Raw genomic sequence first — 19,472 nt, 5'->3', positions numbered from 1 at the left:
CACGGGCGTCTTCCCGGCGGGCTGCTTAATCATGTCCTACGTCGGCACGGGCGGCGCCGCCGGCTGCGGCGGGGCTTGAAACTTTTCTCCACCATTTCAATAATTGCGGCGCCGCGGGTGTCACGCCGGGGCGTTTTCTCTACGAGAATTGTGTGTTTCCGCCATCGGCGGCAAACTTCTAGGCTGTGGTCCGGCATCCGCGCCAGACGGCAAGCCGCTGGAGGACATCATGACCGACACGACCTCAAATCCGCAGGCCGATACGGCACGAGCGTCTGAACTCGGCGCGGTCGCCCGGTTCCTGAAAGCGACCGAGCTCGACACGCGCATGCTCGGCATGGTCGGCGCGCTGCTGGTCATCTGGGTCGGCATACATATGCTGTCGGGTGGGCTTTTCCTGACGCCGCGCAATCTTTGGAACCTGTCGGTGCAGACGTCCTCGGTCGCGATCATGGCGACCGGCATGGTACTGGTCATCGTCATGCGCAACATCGACCTTTCGGTGGGCTCCGTCGAAGGCGTGATCGGCATGATCATGGGCGTGGCACAGGCCGAATTCCTGATTCGCGTCATCGGCTTCCAGCTTGGAAACCCCTGGCTCTGGGTCGTCGCGCTTGCCGCCGGCGTGGTGCTTGGTCTGCTGATCGGCGCGTTCCAGGGCTTCATCATCGCCTATATGCAGGTTCCGGCCTTCATCGTGACGCTTGGTGGCCTGCTGGTCTGGCGTGGCATGGCATGGCTCATCACCAGCGGGCGCACGGTCGCGCCACTCGACGCCACCTTCCAGCTGATGGGCGGCGGACCACGCGGCTCGATTGGCGCCGCTGCCAGCTGGATCGTCGGCATCGTCGCCTGCGCGGCGGTCGCCTTCGCGCTGCTCAACGGTCGCTCACAGCGCAAGCGCTTCAGCTTTCCACTGCGCCCCGTCTGGGCCGAGACCTTGCTTGGCGTGGTCGCTTGCGCGGCCATCCTCGGCGCCGTGTGGATCGCCAATTCCTATCCATGGCCGATCGGCATCGTGCGCCTGTACGCACAGCAGAACGGCATCACCGTTCCCGAAGGCGGGCTGTTCATCGCGCATGGCATCGCCATACCGGTGCTGATGGCGGTGATTGTCGGCATCATCATGACGTTCATCACCAAGCGCACGCGTTTCGGCCGCTATGTCTTCGCCATCGGGGGCAATCCGGAGGCAGCGGAACTCGCCGGCATCAACACGCGCTGGGTGACCATGAAGGTGTTCATGATCATGGGTGTGCTGGCTGCAATCAGCGCGGCGATCTCGTCGGCCCGTCTCAATGCGTCAACCAATGCGCTGGGCACGCTGGACGAGCTTTTGGTGATCGCGGCCGCTGTCATCGGCGGCACGTCGCTCGCGGGCGGCGCCGGAACGGTGATGGGCGCCATGCTCGGCGCGCTACTGATGCAGTCGCTGCAATCCGGCATGGTGCTGCTCGGCATCGACTCGCCGCTGCAGAGCATTGTCGTTGGCGCTGTCCTGGTCATCGCCGTCTGGCTCGACACCGTCTACCGCCAGCGCGTCTAGGGAGGAACGATTATGGAAAAAACTGCTCCCACCGGTACGCCACTGATCGACATGCGCAACATCTCGATCGCGTTCGGTGGCATTCGCGCCGTCGACGATGCGTCCATCGATCTTTTCCCGGGCGAAGTGGTGGCGCTGCTTGGCCACAACGGCGCCGGTAAGTCGACGCTGATCAAGATCCTGTCGGGCGCCTACAAGCGCGATGCCGGCCAGATCTTGGTCAACGGCCAGGAGGCCTCGATCTCCAATCCGCGCGACGCCAAGAAATACGGCATCGAAACGATCTACCAGACGCTTGCGCTGGCCGACAATGTCGACGCTGCCGCCAACCTCTTCCTCGGCCGCGAACTGATGACCGCGTGGGGGACACTCGACGATGTCGCCATGGAGGCCGAGGCGCGCAAGGTGATGGGCCGGCTCAATCCGCGCTTCCAGCGGTTCAAGGAGCCGGTAATCAAGCTCTCGGGCGGCCAGCGCCAGTCGGTGGCGATCGCACGCGCCATCCTGTTCAACGCCCGCATCCTGATCATGGACGAACCGACGGCCGCGCTTGGGCCGCAGGAGACGGCGCAGGTCGGCGAACTGGTCAAGCAGCTCAAGGCCGACGGCATCGGCATTTTCCTGATCAGCCACGACATTCACGACGTGTTCGAGCTTGCCGACCGAGTCTGCGTAATGAAGAACGGCCAGGTCGTCGGCACCGCGCGCACCACCGATGTGACCCAGGACGAAGTGCTCGGCATGATCATCCTGGGAAAGTGCCCGCCCGGCGCCATTCCCGGTCCGGGTGCGCTGAAGATCGCGGCCTGAGACCACGCTATCGTCAGCTGTCATGTTCACTGATGCTCGAGATCGATAAGCCGGCTAAATATGCATGATATGCCAGCTGTCATTATGGCTTGGCCGCGCCATTGTCTTGCCGCGGCGACTTGCCCATAAAGGTCCCGAACCGTCCATGGGCCTGCGTTGAAGAAGTTTTTCCCGATCCTTGCCTTCATTGCCGTTGCACTGATCAGCCTGACGATGGCGGGCTTCGCCTATTTCGCGACCCAGGAAGCGGCGCGCATCAAGTTCGAGGCGACGGCCGACGACGCGCTCAACCGCATCGAAAGCCGTATCGATCTGCATCTGTCACTGCTGCGCTCGACGCAGGCGCTGTTCGACGCCCGCAATGGCGAGATTTCAGGTAGCGAATTCAAGGCCTTCTTCAGCGCCCTCGATGTCGATAACAATTTCGCCGGCCTGCGCGGCATCGGCTATCTCAGGCTGGCCAAGACCGGTGACGAAGCGGCGGTCGAGCGCGACATGTTGCGCGACCGCGGCGCCGCCCACACGGTCTATCCGGACACGACACAGCCATGGCGCACGCCCGTCGTGCTGTTCGAGCCGCTCGACCCTGCCAACGAATCCACCATCGGCTACGACATGTTCACCGAGCCGGTGCGGCGCGAGGCGATCGAAAAAGCGATGGCCGATGACGCACAGCACGCAAGCGGTCTGGTCCAGCTCGGCCAGGACACTGGCGCGGCGCAGACCTTTACCGGTTTCCTGGTCTTCGTCAGGCTCAATGTCGAAACCGCGCCGGATGGTATCAATGCGTCCAGATCATCGACATCAGGCCTTCTCTACGCGGCCTTCCGCGCCCGCGACCTGTTCCAGACCGCGCTCAGCCGCACGCCTTTGCTGCCGGTCAACACCGCGGTCTATGACGGCACGGCCGACGCCGACAATCTTCTGTTCCAGTCGGAAACGCCGCCGGTTGCGAGCTTTGGCGACAGGCTGTTGGTGACGCGCAAGATCATCGTCGCCGGTCGGCCGTGGACGGTGCTGTTTCGGCCGACAAGTGCATTTTCGCAACCGTCCTCGCGCGCCATTCCGGTCATGCTCGGGCTGTTCGGCCTGCTTCTGGCTGGGGCCATCGCGTTGGTGGCGCGCTATCAGGAGCGCGCCTACGACGCCAAGTCGCTGCTGCATGAAACGACGGAAAAAAGCCTGCTCGAAAAGGATTTGATGCTGCAGGAGATGAAGCATCGGATCAAGAATTCGATCACGCGGGTGCTGGCGATTGCGCGCCAGACGGCAGCGCAAGCAACCGACGTGAAGGAGTTCTCAACTTCCTTCTCAGCCCGCCTGCAGGCAATGGCGGCTTCCCAGGATATGCTGACGCGTTCGCGCTGGCAGAAGGCCGATCTTGGCGACCTGCTGCGCATCGAGCTCGGCCAGGTGTTCGGCAAGGAGCTTCCGGAAGGGATATTGTCAGGGCCTCAGGTGCTGCTCGACGAGAGGACGACGCAGGCGCTTGGCCTGACCTTTCACGAACTGGCGACGAATGCGCTGAAATATGGCGAGGCCGGCAATTCCGTGGGTGCGCTCAAGGTCGACTGGTCGTTCGAGGGGCGCGGGTCCGAGCGGATGCTGGTTCTGAACTGGCGCGAGGCCGGGCAGAAGGAACTCGAAGCGCCGGCGAAGACCGGCTTCGGCACCAAGCTGATCGACCTCAATGTCACGCGCGAATTGCGCGGCACGATTGCCCGAGATTTTCGCATCGATGGGCTTACGGTGGAAATCAGGATCCCGCAGCCTGATGCAGTCAAACAAACGGAGACCGGCTGACCGGTCTCCGTCGCGATTGTCTGATGCTTTTGAAGCGGATCAGCAGCGAGCGGTGTAGAGCCGGCCGCGATTGTCGCGATACTGGCAATAGCCGTTGCGCAGGTTGCGCACCAGCAGGCCGGAACCGGCGCCAACGGCTGCGCCGATCAGCGCACCCTTGCCGCCGCCGATCAGTCCGCCGGCCAAAGCACCGACACCGGCGCCGACACCGACATCCTGCTCGGTCGTGCTGCAGCCGCTGACGGCGACCACCGCAACCATGGCAATAATCAATTTCCGCATAGAATCTCTCCTCACTTTTGTCCTCACTTTAGTAAGCTCCAGCCGCTATTTAGCACGAAACAGCAGCCTTTGCCCGCTCGATCTTATTGTTGGCTAAGAGAGTCTTTTTCGCGGCGCGTGGCGTTCGACGCGACCACGACACTGGAAATCTGCAAAGACGCGTCGAGGGTGCCGTCCGGGCGCACGTTCCAGACGATCTGGTCGTAATCATCCTCCAGCGCGGGGTCCACCGTAAGACATTTGGCAACGACGTGCTCGGCCTGACCCTGCACGTCGCCGGCAGCGAATGGACGTTCTGCCGTGCATGCTTCGGCGGTTTCGAAAACACTGACCGGCACCGGCAGTTCACGGCATTCGGTCATGTTGTTCGAACAGCCAATTACCAAAAGCAAAGCGGCGATGTGTTCCACGGTGACACGTCCTCTCGCCATAAGAACGGTCCACAGCCGTCAAAGTTCCTGTGCCGAAAGGGGCGTTAATAATTGGTCGGCTACGAGCTGGACAGCTTCTGAGCCAGGCTGCTTGGGAGCAGCGTGAACCTGAGCATCTGGCTCAGGCCAATTGCGACGCCACGATCAGCACAACAGCGGCGACGAGCGCGACAGCGGCGAAGCGAAGCAAGGGGTGCCAGGCGTGCTGCAAAGGCGAGGCTGAAGCATCAGGATCCTGAAAGCCGCTCATCGAGACCCGCGCGGCCTGCTCCAGCCTGTTCATATCGGCCACCGTCATGATCATTCCTCCCATACTTGCGTTGCAGGCCGCGGCCGAACATCGGTTGAATCGGTCAAGATCCAGCAATCTCTGGGAACCACAGCATCGGATTTTATGGTGAACAGCCGGTTAAGGAATCCCGCCGCTCATTCGGTTTCGAAATTGCCGTGCGGAACCACCAGGCGATATTCGAGGCGGTCACTGGTGATCTCCAGCGTCGCCGTGCCGTTCAGCGATGCCGGCACGACACGTTCGAGGGCAACGCTGCCGAAGCGTTTCTCGGTGCGTCTGTTATCATTGGCGACAATGGCCTCGACCCAAGTCAGCGACAAAGCTGGCTTGTCGGCGGCCTCTGCGACGTTCGACAGATCGGCGGTTACCTCGACAAAGCCGTCCGGCCGCGCCAGGGCGCCGTAGCTGAATGAATTGACGGCGAGTTCGTGCATTGCCAGTCCGATATGAATGGCGGCGTTGGGATTGAGGTAGGGGTTGACGCCATTGAAGCGCAGGCTCTGCGCGGGATCGGCGCCGTAGCGAACGACCTGGCCGCGGATAAGCTCGCGAAGTGCTGCACCCCGCCAGTTCGACGACGTTACCAGATCCTGGGAGGAAGCCAGTGACTGCAGGCGGCCGCGAAAGCGCTTCAGGAAATCGTCGGGTGTCTCGGAATAGCGGCCGGTCTGGGTGGCAATACTCTGGATGATGGCCAACAGGTTCTTGGAGCGGTGGCTGACTTCGCGCAACAGCGTCTTCAGCGTCTGTTCGCGGCGTTTCTGCTCGGTGGTTTCCACCATCGTGGTGACGACGCCCTGCACGTCGCCGCGATGGCCCCGATCGGCATCGACCCATACCTGGAACCAGCGCATGCCATCACCGGTGGGAACACTCAGTTCAAGGCGTTCCGGATTGCCGGAAGCGATCACATTGCTTTTGGCGGCGGCGATTTGCTCAGCTTGCGCCGGTGGCAACGCGCCGTTGCTGTCGGCTGTGTCGGAAACCCACGGCGCACGCATGTTGCGGGCCCATACAGTCTTCAATTCACGATCCTGATAGAGGACGGAAATGCCGGCATTGTGCAGAGCGTGAAGCAAGGCCCGGCCAAGCTGCATTCCGCTTTCAGCCGGGTGCAGTGCGATCACCTCGTCGCCCTGTCCGCTCTCGCCTCCGCCAATGGAACGCATCAATCACCTGTCCACCTGATCAGGACCGAACGATTCACTTGGACTCAGTTCCTGAGTAGGTCCCCAGAAAAGGTCCGCCGGACGATGTCCCGTTGGAGGACATCGCCCGGCGGTGGCTGGAAACCGTTTGAGGGGTGCGGCTTCCAGTGTTCGCCCGCTCCTACGATGCCCGTCTGAACAGGCCGGCCAGAAGCGAGATGACGAGGAAGGCGAGAAAGATGAAGAACAATATTTGCGCGATACCGGCCGAGGTACCGGCGATGCCGCCGAAACCAAGCGCGCCGGCGATGATCGCCACGACGAGAAATACGAGCGCCCAGTAGAGCATGATCTGTCTCCTTCCGATACTGGATCAAGAACGTGAGTGATTGCTGTTTGTTCCACCATTTGCCGAAAAAGAAGGTCTTTGGAAGAGGCCCGGACGCGAATTGATTCGCGCGCGTGAGCGCCATACGGCGCGACGGGCAGCCGCCGATCGCCGGGTTAGGCGATCGCCAGTGCCGCCAACGCTGCGAGGCGGCGAAAAGTTGGAGATTGAAGGCCCTACTTCACGCGGCGGCCTTGGCCTGCCGGTCGAAGAACAGCGCTTGGCTGATCAGCGCCTTGACCATGTCGGGATTGAACGGCTTGGTGACGAGGAAGGCCGGTTCAGGCCGCTCGCCGGTCAGCAGACGTTCGGGGAAGGCGGTGATGAAGATTACCGGCACCGAAGTCGACGACAGGATTTCGTTGACCGCATCGATACCCGAGCTGCCATCGGCAAGCTGAATGTCGGCCAGCACCATCTTCGGCCTTGTCTTGGCGAACATCGCCACCGCCTCGGTATGGGTGCGCGCGGTTCCGACCACGTGGTGGCCGAGGCTCTCGACCATTTCCTCGATGTCCATGGCGATCAGCGGCTCGTCCTCGATGATCAGCACATCGGTCGCCACCTGGCGAGAGATCTCGTTGCTCGCCTGGGCAAGCAGTTCGGAAAATTCCCTGGCGTCGACATCGAGAATTTCAGCTGCCTCGTCTTCGCCGAAGCCTTCGACCGCGACCAGCAGGAAAGCCTGGCGTGGCCGTGGCGCAATGGCGTTCAGATTGGCGGCGGCGCGCTGCTCCCATGCCGATTGCGCCTGCTCCTGCGGAACGCGGATGGCAATGGAGGTGAACAGTTTGGCGAATACCTTATAGAGCGCGATGCGGTCGCTTGACGCTTGCGGGAAGATGTCGACGTCGGCGATGATGGCTTCGAGCATCGCGGCTACCAGCGCATCGCCACTCTCCTGCGATCCGGATACGGCGCGTGAAAAGCGGCGCAGGAACGGCAGGTGCGGAGCGATGGTTGCGGAAAGGCTCATGGTAGACGTCTCCCTCAGATGACGTGATTGCATAGATTGCAGGTCAAGCTGATTGCAAGCCCCAACATCCAAACGCGGGTTTTGCGAAAAAGTTCCGACACTTGTGGAACGAAACTGCACGGGCGACGTTTGTGGTGCGATGGGCAACCAGACGAGGGGGCCGCTTTGCGTTGTGTAATGGGGCGGCTCGGGGCGCTGGATTTAAGGGCGAAATGAAGGACATGAATAAAGAAACGCTGGCTGGCGCCGCTGACAGGCGCCGGGCCAATTCCGGCGACCCGCTCGGGGCGAATTCGGAAATTGGCCGTAAACTCAAACAGTATTATGACGAGCTGGTCTCGGACAATGTGCCGGATCGCTTTGCCCAGTTGCTCAGCCAACTGGAAAAGGCCGAACCCGCACAGAAGAAGGACTGAGGCATGGCAGCTGTCTCACAAGGGTTCAAGACCGACCTGCTCGGCTCGATCCCGAGCCTGCGGGCCTTTGCCGTGTCGCTGACGCAGAATGCCGACAAGGCCGACGATCTGGTGCAGGAGACGCTGGTCAAGGCTTGGGACAAGCATGAGAGCTTTCAGCCCGGCACAAATCTCAAGGCATGGCTGTTCACCATCCTGCGCAACGAGTTCTATTCCCAGATGCGCAAGCGCGGCCGCGAGGTGCAGGACAGCGACGGCATCATGACGGCCAGGCTTGCCGTTCATCCGGCTCAGCACGGCCAGCTTGACCTCAAGGATTTTCGCGGCGCGCTCGAGCAACTCCCCGAGGACCAGCGCGAAGCCATCATCCTCATCGGCGCTTCAGGCTTTTCCTATGAAGAGGCCGCCGAAATCTGCGGCTGTGCGGTCGGAACGATCAAGAGCCGGGTCAGCCGGGCCCGCACACGGTTGCAGGAGATCCTCAAAATCTCCGGCGAAGACGAATACGGGCCGGACGCGATCTCGTCCCAGGTGACGGGTTCAAACGCTGCCTGACGGCGGAGGCCCCGTTTGCGGGCCTGGGCTCTCTACACATACGCATCGAAGATATCTCAGACTGGCGCGCGGCCGCAGGCCGCCGCCAGAGCCTCGACGAGATCGGTCCCCGAATAAGGCTTGGTGACCAGGCGGATGCCGGGAAAAGACCCTTTGATCTCATCGGGGTCCGAATAGCCGGAGGCAAAGACAAACGGCAGGCCCGATTGGCGCAACCGCGCGGCGAAATCGAGTGTGGACGTTCCGCCCAGCATGAGGTCCACGATAGCGGCGTCGAACTCGCCAACGACCTTCTGCTCATCGATCTCGGCCAGAGCGCGGGCAATCACTACGTCGTTCGCGCCATGGTCGCGGCAAAGCTGCTCGACATCCATGGCGATCAGGAATTCATCCTCCAAGACAAGAATTCGCAATCCCTCAAGCAATGGCGGCACTTGGCAATCTCTCCTCAATTCTTGCAGCATCGGGTACAGTGACTCCAGTCAACCGCATCGCGGACCTTGGGGGATCGGTCAGGCCTTAATCCGAAAAGTTCGCCCACCGGCTCTACTCCACAAGCGAGCTTCGAATTCGCCTCAGTGGAGTGTAGCGAGTCATGATCGCTATTTGCCATCCTGTCATTTAAAAAAGACATGCCGTCGGCAGCGGAACCGCGGCCTTACAAGGCGTAGCACTCAGTCTCTGGCAAGAGACTTTCGAAAGAGGGATCGAAATGTCTGGCCAGAATGGTCGTTCGTTTTCCAGCCGTCAGTACCCATGCGAGATCTGCCCGCTTCGGCCATTGCCGGTGTTCCGGGAATTCGAGAAGCAGGAGCTTGCCTATGTCAGCATGTTCAAGAAGGGCGAACTGGCCGTCGACAAGGGCGCCACAGTGCTGGTCGAAGGCAGCCAAAGTGCTCATCTCTACACCGTGCTTTCGGGCTGGGCCTTCCGCTACAAACTGTTGTCGGACGGCAGGCGCCAGATCCTGAACTACTCCATGCCCGGCGATCTTATCGGGCTGCAGGGCAGCCTGATGGGCGAAATGCAGCACTCGGTCGAGGCGCTGTCGCCCATGCTGTTGTGCGTCTTCGAGCGTGAAAACCTGCACGAGCTCTACCGCAACCATCCGGGCCTTGCCTACGACATTACCTGGCTGGCGTCGCGCGAGGAGCGCATGCTGGACGAGAACCTGCTCAGCGTCGGCCGGCGTACGGCGGTCGAGCGCACCGCCTATCTCATTGCCTTCATCGCCAGCCGCGCGGCGGCAGTCGGGCTCAACGGCAAGGCGCCGGTGCAAATCCCGATTACCCAGCAGCATGTCGCCGATACGCTCGGCCTGTCGCTGGTCCACACCAACAAGACGATCCGCAAGCTCATCGATCGCAAGCTGATCGCCTGGCGCGACGGCGGTTGCGAAGTGATCGATGGGGAGGGGCTGAAGGATCTCGCGCGCTGGGAGGGCCTAAGCGAAGGCCGTCGGCCGCTGATCTGACAGGCAGGCCTCCATCTGGGGCTGGACTCGCACTTGCAAACACCCTTTCATGGATACGGTCTCCGATTTCGGAACCATGACGTGTGTCGGGCGTTTGAAGCCAAGCAAACGCAAGGAGTTTAGAATGGCAACTGCCGCAGGAAAAACCGCCAACGAAAGTCAGACGAACGCCGACCTCGAAGCCGACATTCGGCAGTTGAAGGCGGATATCGAAAAGTTGACCAAGCAATTGGCCAAGACCGGCGAACATGGTTACGGCACGGCGCGGCGCGCTGCTGCCGAAGGCGTCGACCAGTTGCGCGCCCAGGGTGAAGCCGTCTTCGACAGCCTGCGTGGCAACGCCAAGGATCTTGAGGCCCAGATCACGGCCAATGTGCGCGAGAAGCCAGTTACTTCACTGGCGATCGCGGCCGGCGTCGGCTTCCTGTTTGCGCTTCTTGCCCGGCGCTAGTTTCGACAGAGATGGGCATGCTGGCACCGCTTATCTCGGCCTTGGCCTCGGGTGAAGCCATTGCCGCCATGCGCCGCGCGCGCACGGCGGCAATCGTCTACGGGTTCGCCGCCGTCGCTGCCCTGTGCGGCCTCGGGTTTCTCCTGGGGGCGGCCTACATCTGGGCGGCTGACCGTTATGGCTCGATGGCCGCCTGTCTCGGCTTCGCGGCTGGTTTCCTGGTACTGGCCGGGCTTATCGTGCTCATTCATCAACTTGCGGCTGGAACGCGTGCGCGCCGACGTGCGCGAAGGCGCAATGCCGACCTGAAGGCGCTCGGTATCACCGCGGCGCTTGCCGTGCTGCCGGCCTTGCTCAAGGGGAAAGGCGGGAAGGGCGTCATTCTCGGCCCGATGATCGCGCTCGCGGCCTATGCCATCTACCGTGAGAACGTCAAGCCGGACCGGGGCGATCCGGACAGCGAAGCCGACTAAAGCGCGCGCGCTGATACGCTGTTCCCGGGAAAACCGCTTCGCACTTCTGAAATTGCTTTAAGCCGGCAGATCTTCAAGCGGCATCGATATTTCGGCGAACACGCCTTCGCTGCGGAATTCGTGGGTCACTTCGCTCGATAAAACCTTGGCGAGGCTGCGGCGGATCAGGATAGAGCCGAAGCCCTGGCGTTCCGGCGGGTCGACTTTCGGCCCGCCGCTTTCGCTCCAGGTCAGCACAAGGCGGCGCGCGCCTTTCTTGCCCGCCGCCTTCCAGTCGACATCGACCTTCCCCGAGCCAACCGACAGCGATCCGTATTGCAGCGCGTTGCTGGCCAGTTCGTGCATGATCAGGCCGAGCCCCACCGCCTGGTCAGGCGAAAGCAGCAGCTCCGGACCGGAGATCACGATGCGCGGCCGTTCTGCCGAATCGAACGGCTTGACCTCGATCTGCATCAGTTCGCGAATACCGATGCCGCGCCATTCGCGATCCGACAGCAGGTTATGGGCAGCGCCCAGCGCCTGCAGCCTGGCGCCGAAGGCTTCCAGGAATTCGCTTGGGCGGCGAGCGTGGCGAACGGTCTGCGTCGCCAGCGCCTGCACCGTCGCCAGCGTGTTCTTGACCCGATGGTTGAGTTCGCGCAGCAGCAGCCTTTGCCGGTCCTCGCCGAGCTTGCGTTCCGAGATGTCGTAGTTGACGCCAAAGATAAGCGTCGGCTTGCCTTCGCCGTCGCGCTCGATGACGCGGCCGCGGGTGACTATCCAGCGCGGCGGATCGAAGCCTTTGACACGGTATTCGCCGAAATAGTCGTCGCTGCCGGTCAGGGCATCGCGAAAGCGCGTCTCGGTCTGGTAGACGTCGCGCGGGTCGATGGCGGCCAGAATGTCGCGCGCCCGCAGCCGGTTCGAACGCGGCAGGTTGAACAGCTCCGACAAACGCACGTCGCATTCGATCATGTCGGTGCGGATATCCCAGGCCCAACTGGCGAGCGAGGCGGCGTCGAGCGCTATGGCTCGGCGCTTTTCCTCCTGCGCCAAAGCAGCCGTGGCAATGGCGCCGCTGCGGGTGGCGTCCTTGAGGGTAAACAGGCTGGCGGCGAGGCTGGCCAGCGATTTCAAATGATCGAGCGCGGCAGCGGACGGAAATTCATGCGGCTCCCGGTCGAGTACGCACACCGTGCCGACGCGCGCGCCGGCGACCACCATCGGCGCGCCGACATAAAAGCGGACATGGTGTTCGCCGGTGACCAGCGGATTGCGGGAGAAGCGAGGGTCGATGCTGGCATCCGGCACCACCATCGGCTCGTCGCCGGCGGCAATGGTATGGGCGCAGAACGATATGTCGGTCGCGGTTTCGGTCTCGTTGAAGCCGACACAGGATTTGAACCACTGTCGTTCGGTGTCGAGCAGCGTGACGAGCGCGATCGGCGCCTGCATCACGGCTGCGGCAAGGTCGGTGATGTGATCGAAGTCGGGATCGGAGTCGGTGTCGATCGCGTCAAGCCCGTGCAGTACGGCAAGCCGCTCCGGCGCCGCCACGGCGCGGCGGACCTCAACCGGCAAACCAGCCTGCTTCGCCACCTTGCTATCCACCAAGCCCCCTCGCTTGCAGGCCCCACCCGCGGTGGCGCGCATCTTGCGCGGCCGTCGCGCGCCGGAACTTTTGTAGCAAGCAATCGTTACCCCACCATGTTTCGCCGGCGATGGTTTCATCGACCATGCCGGTTGCACGATAGGAACGCCGCCAATGACCAAGATCGCCCCTGAAAACAAAGCCCGTCAGGGGCGCTGGGGTTGGCACGGCCTGCGCATATTGGTCGCCGCGTTGCTCCTGGCTTTTATTGCTTGGGGAGCGGCCGAGATTTATGGCCAAAAGATAGATCCAGATACCCCTGAAAGCCAAGGGCAGCCCACCGGCCAGACCGCGCCGGCCAACCAGAGCTCGCCAGCCGGCGAGGGGCAGTCGGGCGGCTAGGGTTTTCCGCGTCATTCGTAATCGCATCAGGCGGCCTTCGCCTGGGCGGCTTGCGCCGGAACCAGGACGTTCAGTGCTCCAGGGTGGATCTGGATTGTCGTTTCGCGCTCCAGCTTGACCAGTTCGCCGTCGATGACGGCGCCGAATTTCTTGCTCCCGGTATGGATCTTCACGATTGCCTTGTCGGCCTGATGAGTTTCGACATGATCGCTGTCGCGCCACCTGCCTCGAGCCATGTCGAAGAGCGCCCTGACCAGCTCGCCACGCTGCCGCGCCACGGTGACATAGATGCCGAGCACGCCGCCGGCAGGATTGTCGGCATAAGGCAGATGGCCTTCGCCAAACAGATTGTTGGAAATGCCGATGCCGCTGATGCGGGTCACGATCTCGGCTTCGCCGACCGTCAATGTCACCTTCATGGCGGGAGGATTGTTGATCGTCGTCCAAGCGGCCTTGGCCGAAGCGCGAATCTTTCCCAAGCGCGAGGCGAATTCCATATTGTCGCGCAGCTTCACCATCCTGGCGTGCAGGCCGATCGAGAACTGATGCACGAACGGCCGGCCATTCGCGCTCGCGATATCGACCGCCATGATCTCGCCGTCGGCAAAGGACTTCAGCGCGCCATCGATGGTCTGCGGAATTCCAAGGCCGCGGGCGAACAGGTTCATTGTTCCTGCAGGCAGGACGGCCAGCGCCTTCTTGCCATTCATCAGCCGCCCCGCGGCGGCCGAAATGGTGCCGTCGCCGCCACCCGCCAGCACGACGTCGATGTCGCGCCGCGCGGCGACCTTGTCGAGCGCCGCGACAATCTCCTTGCCGGCGACGATGTCGATCTCGATGGAGTGACCAGCCGCCTCGAGCGTCTGGCGCATCCGGTCGGTTAGCGCTGAAAGATCGGTGGTCCGCAAGGTGCCGCCGTCCCGGTTCAGCACCGCTGCAAATCGCATGCCCCACTCCGTATTCTTTTTAGCGGCCGGAATGCCAGCCGCAGGCTGAAACGGGCAAGCTTGGCAAAGGTTCCATCGGCCGGGCGGGAATGTCGGGCGATTCCGCGGACTTGCCCAGGGTATTTCGATGCTCCCGTTTTTTCGGAACAAGCGCCTTGTCACAACGTTGTGATCCCATTGGATGCGCCGCCTTCGGTCTCCCGGCAAGTGGTTTGCCGATTGCGGCGCGCATGAGATCACGCAAGAGGAGACTTAATCATGATCCGCACACTGTTCGCGACGACTGCACTCGCAACGCTGATCGCTACCGGTGCGTTTGCGCAGTCAACGACGGCCCCGGCGACGACCCCAGCGCCGGCTGAAGCCCCTGCTACCATCGCGCCGGCGCCGCAACAGGCCGACGGCGCGCTGATGACCAATATCATCGGCGAGTCCGTGTACAATGGCACTGGCGACGATGCGCAGAAGATCGGTGACGTCAGCGACGTCGTCCTCGATGAAAACGGCCAGGCGAAATCCGCCATTATCGGCGTTGGCGGCTTCCTCGGCATAGGCAGCAAGAACGTCGCCTTCGACTACGGCAAGTTGCAATGGGTCGAGAGGAATGGTGACCGCTGGCTCGTCGCCGAGACGACGAAAGAAGCGTTGACGGCGCTGCCCGACTTCGACCGTAAGCCCTACGATCCGGCCTCGGTGCCTGCTTCCACGGCGCAGAACGACCCGCAGAAGCCCGTTGATCTCAACGCCGCGCCGTCAGAACCGGCGGTGAAACGCGCTGACGGCAATCTCGCAACCAACATCATCGGCGAGAATGTCTACAATGGCACTGGCGACGATGCCCAGAATATCGGCGACGTCAACGACATCGTGCTGACCAAGGATGGCAAGGCGCAGTCGCTGGTGATCGGCGTCGGCGGCTTCCTCGGCATGGGTGAAAAGAACGTCACCTATGATTTCGCCAAGGCGCGGTGGGCCGAAAAGAACGGCGATCGCTGGCTGGTGGCGCAGACGACCAAGGAGGAACTGCAGGCGCAGCCTGATTTCGACCGGAAGCCCTATGATCCGGCGCCCGTGACGACAACCTCCGACGCGACGCAGCCGACTGCTCCGGCTGCCCCGACGGCCGTTGCACCGGCTGACAATGCTCAGCCAGCGGACAAGACCGCGGAAGCTCCGGCCGGGACAAAGGCTACCGATCCGACGCAAACGGCAGCGATCGACAAGTCCACACTGACCGAAATGCCGGTCGGTAACATCAGAGGCGACGACCTGAAGGGCACCACCGTCTATGGCGCCAACGACGCCAAGGTCGGCGAGATCGGCGACGTCGTGCTCACGCCCGACAGCAAGCCAGATGCCGTCATCATCGATGTCGGCGGCTTTCTGGGCATCGGCGCCAAGGAGGTCGCGGTCGGCATGGACAAGCTCAAATTCATGACCGACAAGGACGGCAACAAATATCTCTACACCAACTTCACCAAGGAGCAGCTGCAGGCGCAGGCCGCCTATGACAAGGGCAGCTATGCTGAGAAGCGCGACCAGCAGCGGATGATGGTACAGTAAGGGAATAGGCAGTAGGGATTAGGCAGTAGGCGAAAAACCAAGCGACTAGGCATCAGGCCGCCGGAAACATTCTGCTGCCTGCTGCCTGCTGCCTGCTGCCTGCTGCCTGCTGCCTACTGCCTGCCCACATACCCCACCACCCCCTGGCCCGTCAGCTCTGCAAGCGCCAGCGACTGGTCGAGATGCTCGGCGCGCCAGGCAAGCAGTCGCTCGGCAAATTCAAGCCGCACGCTGAGATAGGCCGGGTCGGCGGCAACGTTGGCCAGTTCGCCCGGATCCTTCTGCATGTCGAAGAGCAGCGGCGGCAGGCCGCCGCCGAAATGCACGTATTTGAATTTTTCCCTACGGATGACGGCGAGGTTGCACTGGCGCGAGCCGATGCCGAAATGCCGTTCGGCTTCACGATCGGCGATTGAGCGGAAGTCGAACTCCCAATGCGCTGCGTCGCGCCAATCTTTCGGCGGTTCATCTCGCAGGAACGGTTTTAGCGAGCGGCCGTCGAGATCTGGCTGGGCGTCGGCGTCCAGCAGATCCAGCAAGGTCGGGAAGATGTCGACGGCCTCGGTGAAGTGGTTGACGGTCGAGCCGGCTGCATTGCCGGGTCGTGGGTCGCGCACGATCAATGGGATGTGATAGCTGCCGTCGAGGAAGCCGCCTTTGCCCAGCATGAAATGGTCGCCCATCATCTCGGCGTGGTCCGAAGTCAGCACGATGATGGTGTCATCCCATGCATTCGCCTTCTTGACCGCTTGCCAGATGCGGCCAAGCTGCGCGTCGACCTCCGAGATCATGCCGTAATAGATCGCGCGGATGGCCCGGATGTTGTCCTCGCCCCAGTCGCGCACGTGGCCGTCGGTGCCGGGGCGGAAGCTTCTCCGCTTCTGGCGACCAAGGTCGTAAGCCAGATAGGGATGGCTCTCAGCTTCCACCTGCCAACTTTCCTGGCGGCGGAAGGCAGGACCATCGGCTGGATCATACAGAGTGTTGTAGGGCTGCGGTACGACAAAGGGCGGATGCGGGCTGATGAAGGAGACATGCGCGAACCATGGCGCATCCTGTTCGTCCAGCCAGCGAATGAATTCGCCGGCAAGAAAAGCGGTCGGCGTCTCGTCCCTGGAATAAACAGGCGGCGCATTGGTCACGGCGCCGCCCGCTTCCCCGCCCACGGGACGGTGAATGCCGGGAGAGCCCGCGCTGGTGTCGACGCCACGTGCCTTCAGCCATGACAGCCATGGTTTCTGATGCTCAGGCAGGAACTGGCGCACGCTGAAGCCGGGCAGCACGCCCTCATAGCTTTTCAGCCGGGGATCGCCCGGCGCCATCGTGCGCGGATCGGGCGAGACGTCGGTGTAGCCGAACAAAGTCGGATCATAGCCGAGGGCGCGGGCCGAAAGCGCGATGTTGCCGTGGCGGGCGTCGAGCGGCGTGCCGTTGCGGCAGACGCGATTGTTCATCTGGTAAAGGCCGGTGTAGAGGCACGCGCGGGCCGGCGAGCAGGGCGCCGCGCCGCCGTAATGCCGTTTGAAAAGGACGCCTTCGGCGGCGAGCGCATCGGCATTCGGCGTCTTCACCACGGGATGGCCAGCAGCCGACAGGCAATCGCCCCGCCATTGGTCGCAGGAGATCAATAGGATGTTCGGGCGTCTGCTTTTCGCGGCCAATGCTCTATCCTGTCACGTCGGGAAGACGTTCAATGAACCGGAATTTGGCTGCGGCGCAAGCCTGTCGGTCTTGCTTAAATGGTGAACGAAAATTTCCTGCTGTTCACTATTAGGATACAGTCCATTCTGAGTTTGCCGCCTTTGCCATTGCCGGGCGGCCCCTCATATAGGCGTGGACAGCGGCAAGGGCCGCGAACCCAAGGGAAGGAGCAAGACAATGCTCGACCAGATCAAGGGCCTGCATCACGTGACCTCAATGGCCGGCGATGCGCGCCAGAACAATGATTTCTTCACGCACAAGCTCGGCCTGCGCCGGGTCAAGAAGACCGTCAACTTCGACGCGCCAGATGTCTATCACCTCTATTATGGCGACGAGCACGGTACGCCCGGCTCGGTGATGACCTATTTTCCGTTCCCCGACATTGCCAGGGGCCGCCACGGCGTCGGCGAGGTCGGTACCACGGCCTATTCGGTGCCGGCCGGCACGCTCGGCTATTGGGAAAAGCGCTTCGCCGATGAAGGCGTTGCCGGTGTCTCCCGCGAAGAGACGTTCGGCGAGAAGCGGCTGGCCTTCGCCGGTCCCGACGGCGACGGTTTCGCGCTGGTCGAAGACAAAGCGGACAGCCGCGCGCCATGGTTGAAAGGCGGCATTCCTGCTGATGAGGCGATACGCGGCTTCCACTCGGTCTCGCTCAGATTGAAGGATGGTGGCGCCACGGAAGAGCTGTTGAAGTTCATGGGCTATGAGCAAGTGGACAAGTCCGGCAGTGTCAGCCGGCTCGCCATCAAGAACGGCAACGGCGCTGATGTCGTCGATATCGAATCGCTGCCTACCGCGGCCTTTGCCAATCTCGGCGCCGGCTCGGTCCACCATGTCGCCTTCTCGGTGGAGAACCGCGCCCAGCAGCTCGAAGTGCGCAAGGCGCTGATCGATACGGGTTATGGCGTAACGCCGGTGATCGACCGCGACTATTTCTGGGCGATCTACTTCCGAACGCCGGGCGGCGTGCTGTTCGAAGTCGCCACCAATGAGCCGGGCTTCGACCGCGACGAGGACACCGCCCATCTCGGCGAGGCGCTGAAACTGCCGACGCAGCACCAGCATCTGCGGCCCTATCTTGAAGAACATCTGCAGAAGCTGGAAGGCTGAGACGATGAGCAAGGAAGCTTACATCCATAAGGCGCTGCCGGGTTCGCCCGGCGGCCCGCTGCTCTTCGGCTTTCACGGCACCGGCGCGGACGAGAGCCAGCTGCTGTCGCTCGGGCGCGACCTCGCGCCACAGGCGACGATCGTATCGCCGCGCGGCGATGTTTCCGAGCATGGTGCGGCGCGTTTCTTCCGCCGCACCGGCGAGGGCGTCTACGACATGGACGACCTCGCGCGGGCGACCGCCAAGATGGCCGGTTTCATCAAGGCGCAGGTGGCGGCGGCAAGACCATCTTCGGTCTTGGGTCTCGGCTATTCCAACGGCGCCAACATCCTGGCGTCGGTAATGTTCGCCGCGCCCGAGCTGTTCGATGCGGCGGTGCTGATGCACCCGCTGATCCCGTTCGAACCGCAGGTGCAGGGCAGCCTTGCCGGACGCCGCATCCTGGTCACCGCCGGCAAACGCGATCCGATTTGCCCGCCCAACCTGACGTCGCGGCTGGAAGCCTGTTTGCGTGCCGATGGCGCCGATGTCACAGTGGAGTGGCACGATGGCGGCCACGAAATTCGGCCCAACGAGATCGAAGCGGCGAAGCGGCTTTTTGCCGATGCGCCGGTTGAAGGAGCAAGCGATGCCTGACCAGTTACCTGAGATCGAACTCGAGGACCGCGGCTCGAAGGGACGTTATGTCCTGCGCGGGCCCGGTGGCGCCGAGGCGGAAATGACCTTCACCAAGATCGGCGAGCACCAGATCATCATCGATCACACCGAAGTGCCGGACGTGTTTCGCGGCCAGGGCGCCGGCCTTCGGCTTGTCACACGCGCCGTCGAGGACGCGCGGGCAGTGGGCAAGAAGATCATCCCGCTCTGCCCCTTCGCCAACGCCCAGTTCCGCCGCCATCCGGAATGGGCGGATGTGCTGAAGCAATAGACCTTTTTCCCTTCTCCCCTTGTGGGGTGAGTTGCCGGTCGCCGAAGGCGAATTCATCGTGCCGGTGGCACGATGAAAGGCCGGCGAACGCCGGGACGCTGCGAAGCAGCGGGGACCCGGCAGGTGGTCGGAGTCGCTCAGCCACAAGAGCGAACACCTCTCTGGCATTTGCGCAGTTCGGCCTTCTTGCCTAAGTACACAGTTC

Annotated in this window: 23 protein-coding genes; 13 read left to right on the top strand and 10 right to left on the bottom strand. The window is 62.5% G+C overall.

The window, feature by feature from the left end; genetic code table 11:
* The first annotated feature begins 229 nt into the window (after positions 1–229).
* The 3 genes from NKJ75_RS31145 to NKJ75_RS31135 all read left to right on the top strand — a co-directional run bounded on the left by NKJ75_RS31145 (position 230) and on the right by NKJ75_RS31135 (position 4,159).
* Entirely contained in the window at positions 230–1,546 is a 1,317-nt protein-coding gene (locus tag NKJ75_RS31145; RefSeq protein ID WP_023835000.1) for a sugar ABC transporter permease, read from the top strand.
* A 12-nt stretch (positions 1,547–1,558) separates the two neighbouring features.
* Positions 1,559–2,356 (top strand): ATP-binding cassette domain-containing protein, encoded by a 798-nt coding sequence (locus NKJ75_RS31140; protein WP_023693682.1) that lies wholly within the window; start codon positions 1,559–1,561, stop codon positions 2,354–2,356.
* A 156-nt stretch (positions 2,357–2,512) separates the two neighbouring features.
* Complete coding sequence (locus NKJ75_RS31135) at positions 2,513–4,159, top strand: CHASE domain-containing protein (protein ID WP_023670103.1); 1,647 nt, start codon at positions 2,513–2,515, stop codon at positions 4,157–4,159.
* Positions 4,160–4,198: 39 nt separating this feature from the next.
* Here the strand turns inward: NKJ75_RS31135 and NKJ75_RS31130 are convergent, their stop codons facing one another.
* From NKJ75_RS31130 to NKJ75_RS31105, 6 genes are all read right to left on the bottom strand, one after another.
* Positions 4,199–4,441, bottom strand: coding sequence for a YMGG-like glycine zipper-containing protein (locus NKJ75_RS31130; protein WP_023670102.1), 243 nt, complete (start codon positions 4,439–4,441; stop codon positions 4,199–4,201).
* Positions 4,442–4,524: 83 nt separating this feature from the next.
* On the bottom strand, positions 4,525–4,851 hold the full coding sequence (locus NKJ75_RS31125) for a hypothetical protein (RefSeq protein ID WP_023670101.1): 327 nt from the start codon (positions 4,849–4,851) through the stop codon (positions 4,525–4,527).
* 142 nt (positions 4,852–4,993) lie between these two features.
* A complete protein-coding gene (locus NKJ75_RS31120) occupies positions 4,994–5,170 on the bottom strand; it encodes a hypothetical protein (RefSeq protein ID WP_023690108.1) in 177 nt (58 codons plus the stop codon).
* A 128-nt stretch (positions 5,171–5,298) separates the two neighbouring features.
* Positions 5,299–6,333, bottom strand: coding sequence for a sensor histidine kinase (locus tag NKJ75_RS31115; protein WP_023670099.1), 1,035 nt, complete (start codon positions 6,331–6,333; stop codon positions 5,299–5,301).
* A 160-nt stretch (positions 6,334–6,493) separates the two neighbouring features.
* Entirely contained in the window at positions 6,494–6,661 is a 168-nt protein-coding gene (locus NKJ75_RS31110) for a DUF1328 domain-containing protein (RefSeq protein WP_023670098.1), read from the bottom strand.
* A gap of 220 nt (positions 6,662–6,881) precedes the next feature.
* Positions 6,882–7,676, bottom strand: coding sequence for a response regulator (locus NKJ75_RS31105; protein WP_352500616.1), 795 nt, complete (start codon positions 7,674–7,676; stop codon positions 6,882–6,884).
* Positions 7,677–7,888: 212 nt separating this feature from the next.
* Here NKJ75_RS31105 and NKJ75_RS31100 point away from each other — a divergent pair, with 212 nt between their 5' ends.
* Together NKJ75_RS31100 and NKJ75_RS31095 are read left to right on the top strand one after the other, a co-directional pair.
* Positions 7,889–8,092, top strand: a complete 204-nt coding sequence (locus NKJ75_RS31100; protein WP_023670096.1) for a NepR family anti-sigma factor — start codon at positions 7,889–7,891, stop codon at positions 8,090–8,092.
* Positions 8,093–8,095: 3 nt separating this feature from the next.
* Positions 8,096–8,647 carry a sigma-70 family RNA polymerase sigma factor gene (locus tag NKJ75_RS31095; protein WP_023670095.1) on the top strand — a complete coding sequence of 184 codons (552 nt, stop codon included), beginning with the start codon at positions 8,096–8,098 and terminating at the stop codon, positions 8,645–8,647.
* A gap of 56 nt (positions 8,648–8,703) precedes the next feature.
* On the opposite strand, the gene NKJ75_RS31090 is transcribed toward NKJ75_RS31095, so the two are convergent.
* Entirely contained in the window at positions 8,704–9,021 is a 318-nt protein-coding gene (locus tag NKJ75_RS31090; RefSeq protein ID WP_050485906.1) for a response regulator, read from the bottom strand.
* A 338-nt stretch (positions 9,022–9,359) separates the two neighbouring features.
* On the opposite strand from NKJ75_RS31090, the gene NKJ75_RS31085 reads away from it, so the two are divergent.
* The 3 genes from NKJ75_RS31085 (at position 9,360) to NKJ75_RS31075 (ending at position 11,045) form a co-directional block, all read left to right on the top strand.
* Entirely contained in the window at positions 9,360–10,121 is a 762-nt protein-coding gene (locus NKJ75_RS31085) for a Crp/Fnr family transcriptional regulator (protein WP_023670093.1), read from the top strand.
* 124 nt (positions 10,122–10,245) lie between these two features.
* Positions 10,246–10,572, top strand: coding sequence for an ElaB/YgaM/YqjD family protein (locus NKJ75_RS31080; protein WP_023670092.1), 327 nt, complete (start codon positions 10,246–10,248; stop codon positions 10,570–10,572).
* Between the two features lie 11 nt (positions 10,573–10,583).
* Complete coding sequence (locus NKJ75_RS31075; protein WP_023806538.1) at positions 10,584–11,045, top strand: hypothetical protein; 462 nt, start codon at positions 10,584–10,586, stop codon at positions 11,043–11,045.
* A gap of 57 nt (positions 11,046–11,102) precedes the next feature.
* Here NKJ75_RS31075 and NKJ75_RS31070 read toward each other — a convergent pair whose 3' ends face one another.
* Positions 11,103–12,677, bottom strand: coding sequence for a sensor histidine kinase (locus NKJ75_RS31070; protein ID WP_084013071.1), 1,575 nt, complete (start codon positions 12,675–12,677; stop codon positions 11,103–11,105).
* A 112-nt stretch (positions 12,678–12,789) separates the two neighbouring features.
* On the opposite strand from NKJ75_RS31070, the gene NKJ75_RS31065 reads away from it, so the two are divergent.
* Positions 12,790–13,017 (top strand): hypothetical protein, encoded by a 228-nt coding sequence (locus tag NKJ75_RS31065; protein ID WP_023670089.1) that lies wholly within the window; start codon positions 12,790–12,792, stop codon positions 13,015–13,017.
* Between the two features lie 26 nt (positions 13,018–13,043).
* On the opposite strand, the gene NKJ75_RS31060 is transcribed toward NKJ75_RS31065, so the two are convergent.
* A complete protein-coding gene (locus NKJ75_RS31060) occupies positions 13,044–13,964 on the bottom strand; it encodes a diacylglycerol/lipid kinase family protein (RefSeq protein ID WP_023670088.1) in 921 nt (306 codons plus the stop codon).
* A 258-nt stretch (positions 13,965–14,222) separates the two neighbouring features.
* On the opposite strand from NKJ75_RS31060, the gene NKJ75_RS31055 reads away from it, so the two are divergent.
* Complete coding sequence (locus NKJ75_RS31055; RefSeq protein WP_352500615.1) at positions 14,223–15,527, top strand: PRC-barrel domain-containing protein; 1,305 nt, start codon at positions 14,223–14,225, stop codon at positions 15,525–15,527.
* A 113-nt stretch (positions 15,528–15,640) separates the two neighbouring features.
* Here the strand turns inward: NKJ75_RS31055 and NKJ75_RS31050 are convergent, their stop codons facing one another.
* The gene (locus NKJ75_RS31050; RefSeq protein WP_352500614.1) at positions 15,641–17,188 is read right to left on the bottom strand and encodes an alkaline phosphatase family protein; all 1,548 of its coding nucleotides are present in this window, start codon (positions 17,186–17,188) and stop codon (positions 15,641–15,643) included.
* A 217-nt stretch (positions 17,189–17,405) separates the two neighbouring features.
* Here NKJ75_RS31050 and NKJ75_RS31045 point away from each other — a divergent pair, with 217 nt between their 5' ends.
* The 3 genes from NKJ75_RS31045 to NKJ75_RS31035 are packed head-to-tail and all read left to right on the top strand — an operon-like array spanning position 17,406 to position 19,267.
* Entirely contained in the window at positions 17,406–18,338 is a 933-nt protein-coding gene (locus NKJ75_RS31045; protein ID WP_023715016.1) for a VOC family protein, read from the top strand.
* A 4-nt stretch (positions 18,339–18,342) separates the two neighbouring features.
* Positions 18,343–18,975: an alpha/beta hydrolase gene (locus NKJ75_RS31040; RefSeq protein ID WP_352500613.1), complete on the top strand. Its 633-nt coding sequence runs from the start codon at positions 18,343–18,345 to the stop codon at positions 18,973–18,975.
* Positions 18,968–19,267: a GNAT family N-acetyltransferase gene (locus NKJ75_RS31035; RefSeq protein WP_023715014.1), complete on the top strand. Its 300-nt coding sequence runs from the start codon at positions 18,968–18,970 to the stop codon at positions 19,265–19,267. The genes NKJ75_RS31040 and NKJ75_RS31035 overlap by 8 nt, the downstream gene beginning before the upstream one ends.
* Positions 19,268–19,472 lie beyond the last annotated feature (205 nt).

The sequence above is a fragment of the Mesorhizobium sp. M0058 genome, from assembly GCF_040323095.1.
In the GTDB taxonomy this organism is placed as follows: Bacteria; Pseudomonadota; Alphaproteobacteria; order Rhizobiales; family Rhizobiaceae; genus Mesorhizobium.
The sequence above is the reverse complement of the archived record's forward strand: the minus strand, read 5'-3'. Positions and strand labels throughout refer to the sequence as shown.